Source organism: Chryseobacterium sp. (genome assembly GCF_008014695.1).
In the GTDB taxonomy this organism is placed as follows: Bacteria; Bacteroidota; Bacteroidia; order Flavobacteriales; family Weeksellaceae; genus Kaistella.
In genome coordinates, this window is record NZ_VOXE01000002.1 from 686427 (window position 1) to 703796 (window position 17370).

Annotated in this window: 12 protein-coding genes; 6 read left to right on the forward strand and 6 right to left on the reverse strand. The window is 40.7% G+C overall.

The genetic code is table 11. The features are described 5' to 3' along the window. Positions 1–3 precede the first annotated feature (3 nt). From FUA25_RS07580 to FUA25_RS07595, 3 genes are all read left to right on the forward strand, one after another. Positions 4–3423, forward strand: a complete 3420-nt coding sequence (locus tag FUA25_RS07580; protein WP_147756291.1) for a DUF6443 domain-containing protein — start codon at positions 4–6, stop codon at positions 3421–3423. Next, positions 3420–3851 (forward strand): hypothetical protein, encoded by a 432-nt coding sequence (locus FUA25_RS07585; RefSeq protein ID WP_147756292.1) that lies wholly within the window; start codon positions 3420–3422, stop codon positions 3849–3851. Before FUA25_RS07580 ends, FUA25_RS07585 begins: the two co-directional genes overlap by 4 nt. Positions 3852–4258: 407 nt before the next feature. After that, positions 4259–5905 carry a phospholipase D-like domain-containing protein gene (locus FUA25_RS07595; RefSeq protein WP_147756294.1) on the forward strand — a complete coding sequence of 549 codons (1647 nt, stop codon included), beginning with the start codon at positions 4259–4261 and terminating at the stop codon, positions 5903–5905. Positions 5906–6290: 385 nt separating this feature from the next. Here FUA25_RS07595 and FUA25_RS07600 read toward each other — a convergent pair whose 3' ends face one another. Next, positions 6291–6494, reverse strand: coding sequence for a hypothetical protein (locus FUA25_RS07600; protein WP_147756295.1), 204 nt, complete (start codon positions 6492–6494; stop codon positions 6291–6293). Between the two features lie 340 nt (positions 6495–6834). On the opposite strand from FUA25_RS07600, the gene FUA25_RS07605 reads away from it, so the two are divergent. Further along, positions 6835–7116, forward strand: a complete 282-nt coding sequence (locus tag FUA25_RS07605; protein ID WP_147756296.1) for a hypothetical protein — start codon at positions 6835–6837, stop codon at positions 7114–7116. Positions 7117–7209: 93 nt separating this feature from the next. On the opposite strand, the gene FUA25_RS07610 is transcribed toward FUA25_RS07605, so the two are convergent. From FUA25_RS07610 to xseA, 3 genes are all read right to left on the reverse strand, one after another. Next, positions 7210–9162, reverse strand: a complete 1953-nt coding sequence (locus FUA25_RS07610; RefSeq protein WP_147756297.1) for a hypothetical protein — start codon at positions 9160–9162, stop codon at positions 7210–7212. 316 nt (positions 9163–9478) lie between these two features. Then, complete coding sequence (xseB, locus tag FUA25_RS07615; RefSeq protein ID WP_147756298.1) at positions 9479–9676, reverse strand: exodeoxyribonuclease VII small subunit; 198 nt, start codon at positions 9674–9676, stop codon at positions 9479–9481. Next, the gene (gene xseA, locus FUA25_RS07620; RefSeq protein WP_147756299.1) at positions 9642–11096 is read right to left on the reverse strand and encodes an exodeoxyribonuclease VII large subunit; all 1455 of its coding nucleotides are present in this window, start codon (positions 11094–11096) and stop codon (positions 9642–9644) included. The genes xseB and xseA overlap by 35 nt, the downstream gene beginning before the upstream one ends. A 161-nt stretch (positions 11097–11257) precedes the next feature. Here xseA and FUA25_RS07625 point away from each other — a divergent pair, with 161 nt between their 5' ends. Then, entirely contained in the window at positions 11258–12145 is an 888-nt protein-coding gene (locus FUA25_RS07625; protein ID WP_147756300.1) for a hypothetical protein, read from the forward strand. A 130-nt stretch (positions 12146–12275) separates the two neighbouring features. Here FUA25_RS07625 and FUA25_RS13250 read toward each other — a convergent pair whose 3' ends face one another. Beyond that, positions 12276–12449 (reverse strand): hypothetical protein, encoded by a 174-nt coding sequence (locus tag FUA25_RS13250; RefSeq protein ID WP_185146672.1) that lies wholly within the window; start codon positions 12447–12449, stop codon positions 12276–12278. A gap of 411 nt (positions 12450–12860) precedes the next feature. Between FUA25_RS13250 and FUA25_RS07630 the strand changes: the two genes are divergently transcribed. Next, complete coding sequence (locus FUA25_RS07630; RefSeq protein ID WP_147756301.1) at positions 12861–16601, forward strand: Eco57I restriction-modification methylase domain-containing protein; 3741 nt, start codon at positions 12861–12863, stop codon at positions 16599–16601. On the opposite strand, the gene FUA25_RS07635 is transcribed toward FUA25_RS07630, so the two are convergent. Next, entirely contained in the window at positions 16585–17355 is a 771-nt protein-coding gene (locus tag FUA25_RS07635) for a TaqI-like C-terminal specificity domain-containing protein (RefSeq protein WP_228411671.1), read from the reverse strand. The genes FUA25_RS07630 and FUA25_RS07635 overlap by 17 nt on opposite strands. Positions 17356–17370 lie beyond the last annotated feature (15 nt).

A 17370-nucleotide genomic window follows, 5' to 3' on the forward strand; every position in this document is an offset into this window, starting at 1 on the left:
ACCATGAAAATAATAGTATCATTATTTAGTTTGCTGTTTTTACCAGGAATTACCTTAGCGCAAAGCAATACAGAGAACTACGTTGAAAGCAGAACTTACTTGGAACCGGTGACTACTTCTTCCGCCTCTTATAAACAAGTTCGTACGGTCCAGTATTTTGATGGTCTGGGCCGGCCAAAACAGGTGGTGAATGTAAAGGCATCACCTTTGGGAAAAGATGTGGTAATTAAAATAGAATACGACTCATTTGGGAGACAGGTTAAAGATTATCTGCCGGTGCCACAGCAAAGTACCCTGAACGGGGACATTTACTCCGATCCCCATGCTAATGCCACATCGGTCTATGGGGCAGAAAAGATCTATGCTGAGAAAATCCTGGAGAGCTCTCCTCTGGATAGGATTCTTCAGCAGAAACAGGTAGGCAATGACTGGAATACCCATCCGGTACAGTTTGGCTATGATGCCAATACACATACGGAAGTTAAAAAATACGCGGCAAGCTTTAATTATACCACTTTTGAAGCAACCATCAACCTGTCCGGAACTTACGGCGAGAACCAGCTTTATAAAAACTCGGTAACCGATGAAGACGGCAATGTTACCATCGAATTCAAAAACGGAGCAGGACAAACCGTTTTGGTAAGGAAAAATGACGGTACACAGAATGTAGACACCTATTATGTGTACAATGATTATGATCAGTTGGCTTTCGTTATTCCCCCTTTGGCGAGCGTTGCTCCAGCTTTAGACCAAACCACGTTGGATAATTTATGTTACCAGTACAAATATGACGGCCGCAACCGCCTCGTGGAAAAGAAACTCCCGGGTAAAGGTTGGGAATGGATGGTGTATGATCAACAGGACCGGCTGGTTGCTACCAAAGATGTTCAGAATGACTGGCTCTTTACGAAATATGATATGTTCGGAAGGGTGGTGTATACGGGTTTGGCTGATTTAGGAACCAGCAGACAAACGGTACAGCAGTCACTTGATAATTTACAGGGAGCAGCAGCTTCAAATAATGAAGCACGGCACAGCACAGGTTTCTATAGTGGCAACATGCTGGTTTATTACGGTAATGTTTCCTACCCAACCGGTTTTACAAAGGTAATGTCTGTAAACTATTATGATACCTATCCTGCCGGTACACCAACAATTCCGGCCACAATTCTTACTCAGGCGGTCTTGCCTCAGGACGCGCAGAACAGCAGCATCAGCACGAAATCTTTGCCTACCGCCTCTTATGTGAAAAACATTGAGGACGACAACTGGACCAAAAGCTATACCTGGTATGATACCAAAGGAAGAGCTATCGGTTCACACACCATCAATCATTTGGGAGGTTTTACGAAGACCGAATCGGAACTGGATTTTGGGGGAGCGGTTCAGCAGAATAAAACCTACCACAAAAGAACAGCGGCGGATGTGGAGCGGACTATTTCGGAAAGCTTTACATACGACCCCCAAAACAGACTGCTTTCACAGAGCCATCAGGTAGACAGCAATCCCATAGAGATGCTGGTGCTGAACACCTACAATGAGCTCTCGCAGCTAAAGGAAAAATCTGTGGGTGGCGGTTTGCAGACCGTAAATTACACCTATAACATCCGGGGATGGATAACCCAGATCAATGATCCGTCAGCCTTAGGTAACGATCTATTCGGGTATAAGATCAGGTACAATCAGGTCGAGGGTCTGGAGACCCCGAATACAGACTATATGAATCTGCAGGTAAAACCGAAATACAACGGCAACATCGCTGAAGTGGACTGGAAAACATCGACAGATCCGAATAATTATTACAGGAGGTATGGTTATGTATATGATGCTCTAAACAGACTGGGAGCAGGATTTTATCAGTCAGATGCTAACCCGTCTGCCAAGGAATATTTTGAGAAATTGGATTATGATGCAAACGGCAATATTTTGGCCTTAAAGAGATCTGCTGAATTATCTTTATCTGGTTTCGCCAATAATATAGACGAACTCACTTATACATATTCAGGGAATAAACTTACTTCAGTTACTGATGGCTCATTCGATTACAGGGGTTATCCTGATTCTGCGGGAAATACCATTTCCTACGACAACAATGGAAATATGAAAAACCATGTTGATAAAGGGATTTTACAGATTGACTACAACTTTTTGAACCTCCCAAACTATATAAAATTCAGCAGCTATGTGGTACGGAATAGCGAAAACATTCATGTCAACACCGCTTACCTTTACAGGTCAGACGGCGTGAAACTTAGGAAAAAATACAATTTCTTTTCAGGTCGCTCACAAAATAATGCATCACAGACAATGGAATATCTCGACGGGTTTCAGTACAGCTCTTATAACGGCGTTAATGGGGTGCCTTTGAGTGCAAATGGATTGCAGTTTATTCCTACTTCAGAAGGTTATTTCGACTTCGTGCAAAATAAGTATATTTACCAGTACAAAGATCATCTGGGTAACATAAGGCTCTCATTTTATAATGACGGCACAGGAAATCCCGCGGTAGACAGAACCACAGATTTCTACCCGTTTGGGTTGGAGTTCAATGCAAGCATCAGTTCAGGTACGGCAAATGAAAATTATAAATATGGTTTCCAAAATCAGGAACTGCAGACTGAAACAGGATGGAATTCTTTTAAATGGAGGAATTATGACCCCACATTAGGAAGATTCTTTAATGTGGATCCGATGAGTGAAAAGTTTCAATATAATTCCACTTATGCGTTTCAGGAAAATAAGATGGGATTAGGCAGAGAGTTAGAAGGTTTGGAATTACTTCAGGAAAGAGGATTGATTACTGCAACCGGAATGATTGCAAACGATATATATCCTAAAGGCCCGCTCCCAAGTTATGTAATATCCTATCTAAATTATAAATCAGGCAATTCTGCACTACAAGGAATGGATGTAGCAGATTTACCATCGGGTGCTAGAGGTATGGGTAAATGGAATAATGCGGACGGTCATTTTACTTCTTTTGCAGGCGAAGCAAAAGCTACAAAAGCGCTGGGTGTTTTTGAATTAATAAAACAAATTAATACAGCGATAGATGCTCCTGGAGAAATAAAGGCAATGGGAGAAAATACAGAGGCAGTCAAATATATAGATAAACTGGACTTTCAATTTGGACAAATGCAAACTGCACAATATTTAGTTAATAAAGCAGATTTGAAAATGGATAATAAAACGAAAACAGAAATTACCAATTATGTGTTTGATGGTTCACTTCCAAAAGATGTTAATAGCAGGAGTAATTCAATCATTAATTTAAGTTCAAAATCGAATATTGTAAATACTGCAAATTCTATTATGCGGCAAAATGATATAAGGGTTCGAAATAGTCCGGAGGTTCAGAAAAGACAGGAACTGGAGCAACAAAGAATGGAACACGAAAATAAACTTCAAAATGTAGGAAGATGAGAACGATAATTTTAATAGTATGGTTTAGTGTTTCGTTGCTATCATGCAACACACAGACTTCAAAAGACAGAAAAATTAAACGAACTGTCACAGAGTTTTTAAATGCCGTAGAAAAAAATGATGCTAATAAATATAAATCATTAATATATGAAAGTGACCTTTATCCAGGAGTTATATCCATGGAAAAGAAATTTTTCAATAAAAACTATAATAAGATTAATTCTATAGTGGATTTAAAAAAGAATATACAAGTAAAGGACACTATATTTAATACGGTGAAGCGTCAATATGTTCAATATCGGATTAAGAATAGCAATCCTGATTATTTGCATAAACCACTAATTATTACTTTTATGTTTTATGAGCAAGTAGGATATGACAAAATATATAATCCGGGAGTTTTGAAAAACTTTTTAGAGTGGGAATAATATTTCACAACAAATTAAGTAATTAAAACCCGCTTTCAGATTATGCAGGTACATAAAGCAGGGGTTGTGGCTACGAATTTTTGGGATGATTTAATAAGAAATCATGAAGAAGGAGACTTATTTTGGAACGGGCAGTTATACAAATTACAAGTTTCAGGAACAAGAGCTTCAAGAGACTGGTTTTATGCACTTAAATATATGCCTCCATTTCAAGTTACCTAGTGAGTTAAACACTGGTGTAAACGGTACAGAGTAATAATCGAATAAGAATTTACTTGAATACTGCTGGAGTTCTCTACACCCAATTACACATGTTCACTAAACTATTACTATTTTGGAGATAAAAACACCAAGTTTCCGCAATATCTCAAAACTTCTCCTAACTTTGTTCTACAAAAACATCTGCCATGCATGCAAAATCTACTTTCGTTCTGCTGCTCTGCACCCTGTTTTCAGGAACTGTTTTCTCCCAGACCACTGTCCAGGAAAACGGATATACGGTGACCTATAATCATAAAAATATCGCCTTAACTTTCGACAGGAGTGTCGATTTTCGTGCGTTCAACGCCAAATCCCTGGCTGAAAAGCAGGTCGCCATCGACAGCACCAACCGCTACACCTATACAATCACCGACGCTGAACCGGCGGAATTTATCAGATATGAGTATACTCTAAGGGACGGCGCGAATAAAACATATAATTCGTCCATGCTGGCGGCACAGTCACTTTCCACGGGAGTGATGAATGTATATTTTAATCATCCTGTAATCACTTCCGCAGCGCAATACCAGCCCGCTCTGGATCTTGGAAGCACGTTGGATGATATGCTGATCACCTACATCAATGCCTGCCAAAGTACCCTGGACATTGCCATTTACAACAGTTATTCTCCGAGCAGTACCACTGGTATTGCAGGTGCCATCAATAACGCATATGGCAGGGGAGTGAGAGTCCGTGTAGTGTATGACGGCAGCACCGGCAGCGTCATGATCCCGCTGCTGAATCCGGCAATCCCGACATTGGCCAGTCCCACTTCGTCTTCGTACGGTATTATGCACAATAAATTTGTGGTGTTCGATGCCGACAGTTCCAACCCTAATGTTCCGTGGGTGTGGACAGGCTCCACGAATTGGACGGCAGTGCAGATCGACGGTCCCGATAAGAACAATGCCATCGCCATTCAGGATCAAGCATTGGCACAAGCCTACAAAATGGAGTTCGAAGAAATGTGGGGATCATCAGTCCTGCTGCCGAATACCACGGTCTCCAAATTCGGGCCTTATAAACTCAACAATACGCCGCATACCTTTGTCATCAACGGAAAAGCAGTCGGCAGTTATTTCAGCCCTTCCGACGGTGCAAATGCACAGATCATCAATGTCATCAATTCCGCCAATACGGATATTGAAATCGCCACGATGCTCATCACCCGCGACGATGTGCGCGACGCAATCGTCAACAGATACAATTCAGGGGTCAACACCGTTCAGGCGGTCTTCGATACCCAAAACCCTTCCGGCAATGATATCCCGTCCCTGCAGGCAGCTATTGGCCCAACCAAAATGGTACAGTATGCCGGCGCCGGAGTCATGCACCATAAGTTTATCCTTGTGGATAATTTCAATGCAGCCTCGGATCCTACGCTCTTAACAGGTTCGCACAACTGGAGTGCTTCAGCTGAAACGAAGAACGATGAAAACATTCTCGTCATCCACGACAAAAATGTCGCTGACCAGTATTATCAGGCATTTCTCTACCTTTATGGACAGGCGGGCGGTACCCTGGCCACCGCAGAACTTGCTTCCGATAAAAAGGACCTGATACTTTACCCCAATCCAACGAACGGGACGGTTTATTTGAAAACAGACAATAGTCTCTTGGGTTCAAAAGGAAGTATTACGGTGTACAATGTCGTAGGAAGCAGGATTATGGAGCGTAATTTTGCCAATATGCAGAATGCATCTGTAGATCTTAGCAATGCTCCGAAAGGGCTGTACTTTGTAACCGTTCAGATGGGAGAGTTTTCTTATCAGGCTAAAATTATTAGAAAATAAACAAACGCCTTTTATTCAGAACCTTTTACTGTAAAAATCTAAATGGAAGATACCGCGATCAAACTGTCTAAATTATTAATTTTATGATTAAAGGTTCTATTTGTGTGATTGTGGGAGCATTGCTACTATATTTATTGATAACCAACAAATTGCTTTTTAAGAATCTGTATAGTGATGATTCACCAACTACCTTTGCAAGAAAGATTAATCTTATTTTATGTTTGGTTATGTTGATAGTCGCTGGAATATTTTTTATTTTTAAAACGAGCTAATGGCTACCAGACTTATCTTATAATTAAAGTTCAAAAAACCTCCTTTCCTTTTTTCTTTACTCTTTTAAACTCAACAACTCAACAACTCAACAGCTTCACAACTCAACAACCCCTCAGTCCGTAATCATCTCCTTCACGCTTTCATACGGCAGCCCGATATAGGTGCAGAATTCTTCCACCGATACCATTTGGTGCTCCTGCTTGTTCAGCGCCTTTTTTATTTTGCTGAGCATTTCCCGGCTGTACCGTTCGCTTCTTCCGGTAACGCGCTGGATGTCTTTCGGGTAAATGCAGAGGCGGGTGATCCTGGGTTTCATAGCAGTGCTTTTCTTTCACCAAAGTTTGGAAAACCGCACGGATATTTTTCGGTAGGCCTTCGGTACTACCGTGTTTTTCTTTCGCAGAAGGCTTTAATTGGGCATTTGTTGAAAGATGGTGAATAACTTTAACCCTCACGACACGCCGTTATTGCGGGGAGGCGTAAGTCGATGAAGCAACCAACAACTCTGCAACTTAACCACTCCACAACTCAACCCTTTTTATCTGGTGCTTCTTCATATCAGGCAGCGGTCAAGTCCCGCTACTTCATTGCAATAATGTTACAATTTATACCATGATATTTTTTGTCAGTACTACGGAATGTAACAACTTTGCAGAATGAAAATGGTAGCAATAATTGTGGAGCATGTGGATCCCAAAGATAATTTTATAATTGTTGAGTTTAAAAAAGATCCCACGAAGCAGCACTTCATTGTGTATATTAATGAGCCGTGGCAGAAAAGGATGCGGAAATATGACTCGTACATCTTAACGGTTAAATGGCGCAGCATTGTGATGGATGACGTCAGCGGAAATAAGACATACGACACGCAGCTTTTTACGGACGCACATCCGGTTCCTGGCGAAGAACTTTTCGACAAGAGAAGAATTCGCAATTAAGCCCCGGTCCCCGAGCCCAAATGCAGGCTTATTAATATCTTCAGTGAATCAATCCACAATAAGGATATTTTTCTGGAGCAGATTTGATAAAAGTTAAATCAATATTTCATTATTGTCAACAACGAAAATACAGCTGATAACAGTTCCGTCTGTGAGTGGGGTCGGTACGCCGGAATTTATGGGTATTCCGTTTGCATCAACCAACGTGCACCAGCTGCCGGTCCGGTCCACAATGCCTTTCACAAGGAATCGGTCCGTGGATTTTACGATGATGGCATCGCATACGGTGGATGTTTCGGAAGAAGTTTCGTTTATTTTAAATGTGATCGGATATCCGTCAAAAGTAGTCGATGACCCTATCGTCAGTTCGACATTTACAGTAAGGAAATTTCTGGATGAACTGAGGCTGCTTTTTAAATGGCCGTTTCCAACGGACACACCTCCCGGGTCCATATTGGTATACGGATAAGTAAAATCACCCGAAATAACAGCCCTCTCATTGTTGTCTGAAAAAATTGAACTGATGTTGCTGACAACAAGGCTGAGGATTTTTCCACCCATTTCTGGTTCCCCGTATAATTTTATATCAAAGGCAGAACTGTTCTTGTAAGTAAAGGAATTGTTTAGTACTTCAATGTGCCCGTAATCGATATCCGATCCCCAGAAAAAAAGGCATCCGTTGTCTAGATTGGTCCCGGAATTATTATTGATGAAGATGTGGTGGAGGCCGCTGACCTGACCTTCGTTATGGACCGCTGAAGCGAAACTGCATTCTTTATCCTGGGACTCACTGATGAGGGTGTTGTTTTCGATAAATACATTTGAAGCTGCCTTTTTCGAATTGAGTCTTACAAATTGCTTCGTAAAATCCGGAACAGTGTCATTGGTGATAGTTCCTACATTGGACCTGATAACCACATTCTCGATTTCAATAGGATAAAACGGCGGTTGTTCCAGATTGAAATTATAAAAGTCCACAAATAAGCCGCTGACTCTGAAGGTATTGTCATAGATGTAGATGTGCTCTATTTTAGGTTGGGCGACGTTGTTAGCGACCCATAATCCCTGGAAGTAGTTTACTATATTATTCGAAAAAAAATTCTGATTGCTTCCGTGCACTTCATAAGCCACCTGTCCACCGGTCGGGTCATCCAAGTCCTTCATTGTGTCATTGAAGAAAGTATTGTTGTAACAGTTTACACCGTTCGCCAGCGCATAGATGGAGGAGTGGTCAATGGAATCCAGCCCGTTGTTTTTAAATAGATTATTTCGGATGACCCAGTTGGTTCCCAGTACAACATCTTCTGTATTCGATTGCCCCATCCCGATGCAGGTCACCCCGGCGGTATTGATAAAGCTGCAGTTTTCGATAAGCACATTGTTCGCTCCTGCTGCAACTCCGTCCGGAGTCCCGGAAAAACCGAAGTGGAACTGTGTTTCTCTGCTGTATCTAAATGGAACGGCTGCCGGATTGGTGATCAGATTGTTCAGTCCGTTCATATCCAGAACAAGTCCCGATATACTGATGTCGTTTAGGAATTGATTGGAGAAAAACATTCTTATTGCCACATTTTCAGACGCAGTAGATACGTTGTCTTTTAATCTCAGTACAGCTCCGTCAGAAAATAGATGCATATTGCTTTGGATAAGCATTCCGACATGTACGGTAGGCTGCATTAGTGTTGATTCGTCTCCTTCCAGTAATTCGGGGTCGATCAGGTAAAACGCTTCAGTTTTAGGGATGAACAGCCTCATTTTCAGCCGCGCAGTGGTTTCAATTGCATGATTGATGATGGGGGCATCATTTTCTGTGCCGTTGCCCTTTGCCCCAAACTGCTTCACGTTCACGTACTCTCCGGAAAAATAGTTGCTCAGGATATAAAATATGCTGTCCTTAGTACGGAATACCACGCCGTCATCTATCCAAGCAGTACTGTCCGACTTAATGTAATTGACGTTTTCATTGGTAAAACTGTCTACCAGTTGTACAAAATCATCAGCAGGATACATACTGCTTGGTGCAAAAAAATCAGCGGTGTAAATCATGATATTTCAATTTTTGTTGAACAAACTTACTTTAAAAATACGGTATAATTTTCAGTATGAATGAAAATTTATCTTCCTGTATTTGTTAATGGGAATGCAGGTATTGTGCTGTTATCCATTGAGTTCCGAAATCAGTGCCGGTAATCGTAGGGACGCACAGCGCCCTCGAAGCAACCTCACCGCGTCACAGCGGGGAGGCGCAAGCCAACGAAGTTCCGCTTTTTCCTTTTGCCTTGGCTCTTGTCATCGCGAGGAGGCAGAATGCCGACGAAGCGATCCCATCTTCATCGACTCCACAACTTAACAACTCCTCAACTCAACTGCTAATCCGCTCAATAATCTTGTTCACCTCCTCCTCCGTGGCTTTCAGCCGTGCATTGCAGATCTCCAGAAGTTCCGCCGCGCGCTTCACTTTTTTCGCAAGGTCGTCCACCGAGACTTCTTCAGACTCGATCGCTTTCGTGATTTCCTGAAGTTCCTCAAAGGCTTTCTGGTAGGTCAAAGTCGTTTCCATGGTATTCGGTATTGGTGTTTACGGTGGCCCTGATGCTTTTCGAGCGCAGGATGATTTCTATTTCAGATTCCGGCACAAACTGCCCGGGATCGCTGGTAATTTCATTGTTTTTTTTCACGATCGCAAATCCTTTTTTCAGGATGTTCTCCGGCGAGATCACCCTGATCAACGCCACGGCATTCTTCAGGGCCGACCGTTCCGCAGAAAGCAGGCGCGCCGAAGAAACCGCAAGGTCTTCCGAGACTTCAGCCAGGTTCCTCCTTTCATTACTGAAAAGCACCTGCGGCCTCGACTCCAGGCTATACCGGCTCTGGTCCAGCTGGCGTTTCGCGAGGTGAAGTTCTTTTTTCGTGGAGGAGGTAAACCGGTGCTCCAGGTTTGAAAGCGTACCTTTCTTCCTTTCCAGCAGGGTGCGCGACTGGTTCAGCACCCGCGCATGCAAGTGGCTGAACAGGCCTTTCTCCTTCGTCAGGAAAGCTTGAGACCGGATGATGATTTGCTTCTGAAGGTGCATAAGGCGGTCCTCAAAGGCTTTGTTATGGGTAATGATGAACTCCGCGGCTTTCGTTGGGGTCTTCGTGCTCGTATGCGCCATAAGGTCGGCAATGGTCTCGTTCTTCTGGTGTCCGATGCCCGTGATCACTGGGATGGGGAATTTCGCAATGGCCAGCCCGATCTTGAAGTCGTCGAAGATCAGGAAATCGGTCTGCGACCCGCCCCCGCGGTTAATCACTACCGCATCGTACGGGATGCCAGAATGGTACACTTCAAGCAGCTTGGCCAGGAACAGGTGCGCATTGGCCTCGTTCTGCACCGAAGTATAATAGTCATCCACCTGAAACCGGTAGCCGTACGGGTTGTGGAGCAGGGTATGCCTGAAATCCTCGTTCCCTGCCGACGTCTCCGAAGAGATCACGGCCACCCGCGAAATAACGGGCGGGAGTTCCAGCCTCCCGTTCCTCGTGTAGTAAGTGTTGCCGGTCAGTTCTACAGCTTCCGGGTACCCGCTCACAAGCCTGCGCAGCGTTTCCTGCCGCTTCGCCTCGATCACCCCGAGCGTAAAATGGGGGTCGACCTCCTCCAGCTCTACCGAAAGCCCAAAGACCTTATGGTAGTTCACGCGCACCTTTGCCAGCACATGCATATGGTTCGTGAATTTCCGGCCGGTCACGGTTTCAAAAGCCCTGATTCTCTGTGAGGCATTTCCCCACGCGCTGCCTCTTATTTTGGCCACGATCCGGTTCGTGCTCGGGTCTTTCTCCACGAATTCAAAATAGTGGTAACCGTTGGCTTCTTTATAGCTGTGCTCCGTCACATCCGCCACAATCCAGAACGACCGGTTTCCCAGCGCACTGTTGAGTGCCGCCTGTATAAGGCCGTTCAGTTCTGAGAGGGTGAGGTGCGAAGTTGGTTTGGACATCTTATTTTTAGAAAACGGCAAAAAACGAATGTACAAATTTTTGCGGTGGCTCACACATGGAATTTCATTTCTCTAAATTTTGATATTTTAGTCATAACAGCGGGAACGTAATTGGCGTTCAGGTAATTCTCATTATTTTTAATCAATAAAATAATCACAAAATGGGAACAAAGATTGACTACTCTAATATAACACAACAACCCAAAGAGGAATTAAAAAGTGTTCGCAAAGCACTTCGAAGCAAAGATTATCACAATGTGGAATCAGAGAAAGATTTGAAAAAGGCATTGCGGGACCCATTAAATCATTATATGCAAATTACCAATAATGGAGTTTTTGCTATTAACAAATTGAAATATAAAAGGAATAATTTTCTGCTTTTGGAAGGAAACCCGGTTACGTACTACTTTTCGGTGGCATATGATGTATTACCACAAATTGCTGAAGCCAGAATATTTCTTCTGGATAGTTTTAAAAGAGAACAGAGCGAATTTAAGTGGAAAAGTTCGACCGCCTTCAGTTATATTTTTAAGGTAGGTTCAATGGGGACTCTTTTTTCTTTTTTAGCCTTAGAATCTTTTATGAACCAATGTCTTCCTGATTTTGCCAAAGTTCTGTACAAAGGTAAGCTCGTAGATAAAATGGTAATTCAGCGACGCCTGACTTTCGAGGACAAATTCAAAATTATTATACCTACAGTCACCGGAAAAGATTTTGTTGCTGATCATCCACGAAAGGCCGAAATTATTGTTAATATTAAAAAGCTGAGAGACGATCTCACTCACCTGAAGGAAGACAGAAAGAATGGCTTTTCTGCGTATGAAGAAATAAATAACAAGATTTTAAACCTTGATTTAAAAAAAGTAGTGAATACTGTGAAATTTTATATCAACTACCATAAACCTAAAACTATTCAAAATTACCGTGAAAAACATGCCAAGAGGAAGCTAAAAATTATAAAGCAGACATGGGGTGAAGATGAAGGAGGCAGATTTGTAAAGCAATATTATAAAGAGGAATTTAAGGATATCATTTGTACCCGATTTTAGCGATTCGTTGAGCGCTATATTGAAAGATACCAGCCGATTATATCATATACAGTATAGGTGATGAAGTAAATACCGTTTTGGATTTCTTTTTTTGATTAATTGTCTTAGTAATAAATGCCAAAATATTGGGTTAGGTTTCTTCTTCCTTTTGGTTTTTAGGCACTTTTTGATGCCAAATTTTACCAACTAGTCGGTTCTGTATTCCGAAATACGTGGTGTCATTGCATTCAAAAGTTTTCTTGAACACATAAAGAGCAAGTCCAATGATGGACATTGCCACGATAAAGATAAAAATGATGCTCATGGTAATTATGGTGTTTGAGTTAAAATCTAAATAGTGCATACTGTATATTTCTTATTGTATTGCTTGGTTCATCTTTCACCAATTCTTTGAAACAAAGTACAGCAAAGGGTTCTACTTGTGAAAGGACAACATTTTGCAAGATTCGTAAAAGCTTTTGGATAAAAGTGTGACGCATTAATACTCTATGTTTTTCACAAATATATAATCAGGTATTTACGAAATCGTTTTTGCTTAAATTATTTATTTGGCGTGGGTCTCGTCACCAGTGTAATCCTGCATTAAAAGTTGAAAAACTCCCAGTTTCGATTTAACCCCTTATAATCATCTGATACACCATTCGGAAACTTTCTACATCCAATGATCATTTTTTTGTCTAAATTTAAGACCCTCTTTTATTAGGCAGAAATATCCATGAAAAAAAACCAGCTTCAACCTCAGAAGGCGCTAAATCCAGCTTATAAAAAATTCAATCCTCTACAGAATAATGTTGATGAATTTGTTACCAAACTTGAAGATTGTATAAAAGCAATTCAATTGGTCGATGATAAAAAAGAGAGTGAAGAGCACCTTAAATCTCCTATAAGAAAATTTCTCTCTTCAACTTTTTATTCGGAAAACGAAATCAATACACGAGAAAGAATTGATCTAGCTGTTTATTTAGGAAAAGACGCAAGCTCTGATGTGGGAATAATTATTGAGGCAAAAAAACCCAGCAATAAATCCGAATTTCCTACGGTTAACAAACTGAACAGTAAAGCTTTTCAGGAAATTCTGCTGTATTACCTCAGAGAAAGGGTTGATTACAAGAACAACAACATCAAGCACCTCATTATCACCAATGGTTTCGAATGGTTTTTCTTCAAAGCAGAAGATTTTTACGCTTTGTTTTACAAAAATAAAGAATTACTGAAGGAATACGGTCGGTTCAGGGACGGACTCAAAGATACATCCTTGAATGAACTGTTTTATAAAGAAATTGCTCATAAGCACATCGTGGCAGTAGAGGACAGCATGCCCTTTGTACATCTGGATTTCCGGAAGGAGAAGGCAGCCGAATTGAAATCGAAAGACCTTGTTAATATTTATAAGCTGTTTTCCGATGTCCACCTTCTGGGCAAAAGTTTTGGTAACGACAGCAACCAACTAAACAAAGCATTCTATAATGAACTTCTTCATATCATAGGGCTCGAAGAAGTTAAAGAAAATGGTAAGAAGCTTATTCAGCGAAAAAAAGATGCAGCCCGAGATTATGGCTCTCTTCTAGAAAATACAATTTTCACCTTGGAGGATAAAGATTATCTGCTGAAAGTAAAGCACATTTTCAATGATGACAACAAGGCATTTACGGTGGGCTTGGAGCTATGTTTAACATGGGTAAACAGGATCCTATTCCTGAAACTATTGGAATCTCAGCTTCTCAGTTATAATGGCAAGTCCTCCGCATATAAATTCCTGCATTTCGATTTCCTCAATGGTTTCGATGAGCTCAACGAGTTATTTTTTTCAGCATTGGCTAAGCCGATGTCCGAACGGCATCCGCGGTATGCAGAAAAGTATAAAAATATACCGTATCTCAACAGCAGCCTTTTCGAAAAAAATGAATTGGAAGATCTTACGTTTGATATTACCGCTCTGATGGACGAGAAGATGGAGGTGTATTCGTCCAGCATTCTGAAAGATTCCAACGGCAGGAAGGAGAGTGGTAAACTTAATACCCTTGACTATCTTTTCAGGTTCTTAGATGCCTATGATTTTTCAGCAGAATCAGGGGTGGAGACCGGTGAGCGTCAGGAGAACAAAACACTTATCAACGCATCGGTGTTAGGTCTGATCTTCGAGAAAATAAACGGGTACAAAGATGGCTCCTTCTTTACACCTGGGATGATTACGATGTTCATGTGCAGGGAGACTTTAAGAAAGGCGGTGATCCAAAAATTAAAAGAGAAAATCGACAGCAGTATCGAAACTTTTGATGATGCCAAAGCGTACTGCAACCGGTTTTACAAAAAAGGTGATATCCAAAGGTTGAATGAAGTCATTAACACCATCAGAATCTGTGATCCCGCCGTGGGATCGGGGCACTTCTTGGTCTCGGCACTTAATGAAATGATCGCCATAAAAAGCGAACTGAAAATTCTTGCTGACGAAAATGATGCTCCTATTCCGTGCGAAGTGGAAATTGACAATGATGAACTGTATATATCAGATGCTATGGGCGAACTATTTACCTATCATCGAAGAGATCCAAACAGCTTAAGAATACAGAAAGCTATTTTTCATGAGAAGGAAACATTGATCGAAAACTGTCTTTTCGGCGTAGATCTCAACCCAAATTCTGTGAACATCTGCAGGCTAAGATTATGGATTGAACTTCTAAAAAATGCGTACTATACCGATGCCGGCGAATTACAGACTTTGCCGAATATTGACATCAATATCAAATGCGGCAACTCTCTGGTAAGTCGTTTTGCTTTATCAGACAGCTTAAAATCCGCTTTCAAAAACAAAGAGGTTGATTATTCGATTGATGATTACAAGCAGGCCGTAAAAGAGTATAAAACAACCAATTCCAAAGTCAAGAAAAGGGAAGTAGAGGGAATCATTAATACCGTAAAGAATAACTTTAAAACAAGCTATGATAATAGCCAGAAGGAAAAGGTTTCCAAAGCATTAGGACTCTTTCAGAATGAGGACCAACGGCAGCAAAACCTTATTGCTTTTGGGGAAACCATAACAAAAACAGAAAAAGAGCTTCTTAAAAAACTGAAGATAAAGGCAGATCAGGCGCAGAAACAAAAGGAAGAAATCCTGAATAATATGATTTACCGGAATGCTTTTGAATGGCGTTTTGAATTTCCGGAAGTGCTGGATGATAATGGCAACTTTATGGGTTTCGATGTCATTCTTGGCAACCCTCCATACATACAGCTACAAAAAATGGGAGCTATTAGTGATGAGTTGCAAAAGATGGGGTATGAAACGTTTGCTAAAACTGGAGATATTTACAGCCTCTTTTACGAGTTAGGAAATAATGTTCTGAAAGAAAATGGGCTGTTGACATTTATAACCTCCAATAAATGGATGCGAGCAGCGTACGGCGAGAGTCTGCGAAAATATTTTAATGAGAAAACCAACCCTTTAATCCTTATCGATTTTGCGGGCAATCAGATTTTTGATTCTGCTACCGTAGACACCAATATTCTGATGTTTGCAAAGCAGAAAAATGAGCTAAAAACCCGAGCCTGTGTCGTCAAAGAAAAGCTGTTAAATAATTTGAGCGTTTTTGTTAGACAAAACGCTGTGATCGCAAAATTTGAAAATTCAGATTCATGGGTAATTCTTTCTAATATCGAAAAGCAGATTAAGGAGAAAATAGAGAGAATAGGCACACCATTAAAGGATTGGGACATCACAATAAATTATGGCATTAAAACGGGTTATAACGATGCTTTTATAATAAGTGGCGAAAGACGAAAAGAATTAATAGGGCAGGATCCTAAAAGTGTAGAAATTATACGACCGATTTTACGCGGCAGGGATATAAAAAAGTTTGGTTTTGACTTCGCAGATTTATGGTTAATTAATACGCACAATGGCCTAAAGGAAAAAGGTATTAAACCTATAAATGTCAACGACTATCCAGCGATTAAAAAACACTTGGATAGTTACTTTCCAGGTTTGCAGAAGAGGGGTGATAAAGGTGATACACCCTACAATTTGAGGAACTGCGCTTATATGGACGATTTAAATAGCCAGAAAATCATTTGGGGCGAAATCTCAGATAAAACAAAATTTAGTATTGATTTAGATGGTACTTATGCTAATGAAGCTACAACCTTTTTAATGACAGGGAAATCACTAATATACTTATTGGGTTATTTAAATTCTAAATTGTCAGAATATTTATTCTCTAAACTCGGTACGACTACCGGCGTAGGGACTGTTCGCTGGAAAAAATTTACAATCGAACAATTACTGGTGCCTAAGCTAGATTTGGAAGAACAATTATCTCTTGAAAATGTTGCTCTGGAAATAATTAAAGCTGCAAAACATACTAGGGAAACAGGGCTTTTAGAGAAAAAATTCGACAATATTTTGTACAAATGTTTGGAGTTTACCGATGAGGAGATAAGCTTTATTGAACTTCAATAAAGCCAATTGCCTCTCTCTCATCATCATTTAAATCATATATTTCAAAGAGCATGTTGTCAATTTCTAATTCATATTCTTTTTTCTTTTTTTGATCTCCTTGCAAATCTTGACATTTTAAAACTAGTCTCATGAATTCCACGTTGATTTCTTCCGAGACATATTTTACCTTTACTTGTTCAAGAAATACTTTTCGTAATTCTCTAGTGCCTCCCAATAATTCTGGAAAATCATCCTTGAATGCAAATTTGAAAAGACTTGAATTCAAAAAAGCAATTAGATAATATATTTTTTCACCGCTGAGGATAAAACATTTATTATTTACAAGAAAATTTTTATTATCAAAGTAGAAGTTTAGAAATTTTGTTAATTCTGGATATATAATTTTATGCTTATAAAAATCGTCCCAATAACTTATAGAATCTTGCGTTTCAAACCATTGATTATTAGTCTTTTTCCTTGCTCCTATGTCTCCTGTTTGTTTTAAACGATCATATCCGAATCCGCTCAAATGCTGCTTGACAGCGGGGTATCGCTCAATATCTATTTTTAAACTCGGAAAGGTGGTGATGATATATAAATCTGCAAAATCACACGAATAACGCTTAATATCGCGCCCTCTTAGAATCGGTCGTATAATTTCGCCTGATTTTGGATCTGCTGCAATTAATTCGTCTTTCTTTTTCCCGTCAATAATGAATGCCTCATTATAACCGGTTAAAATGCCACGATAGATATTAATGTCCCAAGCTTTCAAAGGTGTTCCAGCCGC

Bases quoted from the DNA above. Each gene is read 5' to 3' on its own strand.
- xseB (WP_147756298.1), bottom strand. From the start codon at position 9,676: ATGGAAACGACTTTGACCTACCAGAAAGCCTTTGAGGAACTTCAGGAA.
- FUA25_RS07595 (WP_147756294.1), top strand. From the start codon at position 4,259: ATGCATGCAAAATCTACTTTCGTTCTGCTGCTCTGCACCCTGTTTTCA.
- FUA25_RS13250 (WP_185146672.1), bottom strand. From the start codon at position 12,449: ATGAGCATCATTTTTATCTTTATCGTGGCAATGTCCATCATTGGACTT.
- FUA25_RS07585 (WP_147756292.1), top strand. From the start codon at position 3,420: ATGAGAACGATAATTTTAATAGTATGGTTTAGTGTTTCGTTGCTATCA.
- xseA (WP_147756299.1), bottom strand. From the start codon at position 11,096: ATGTCCAAACCAACTTCGCACCTCACCCTCTCAGAACTGAACGGCCTT.
- FUA25_RS07580 (WP_147756291.1), top strand. From the start codon at position 4: ATGAAAATAATAGTATCATTATTTAGTTTGCTGTTTTTACCAGGAATT.
- FUA25_RS07625 (WP_147756300.1), top strand. From the start codon at position 11,258: ATGGGAACAAAGATTGACTACTCTAATATAACACAACAACCCAAAGAG.
- FUA25_RS07630 (WP_147756301.1), top strand. From the start codon at position 12,861: ATGAAAAAAAACCAGCTTCAACCTCAGAAGGCGCTAAATCCAGCTTAT.
- FUA25_RS07610 (WP_147756297.1), bottom strand. From the start codon at position 9,162: ATGATTTACACCGCTGATTTTTTTGCACCAAGCAGTATGTATCCTGCT.
- FUA25_RS07605 (WP_147756296.1), top strand. From the start codon at position 6,835: ATGAAAATGGTAGCAATAATTGTGGAGCATGTGGATCCCAAAGATAAT.
- FUA25_RS07600 (WP_147756295.1), bottom strand. From the start codon at position 6,494: ATGAAACCCAGGATCACCCGCCTCTGCATTTACCCGAAAGACATCCAG.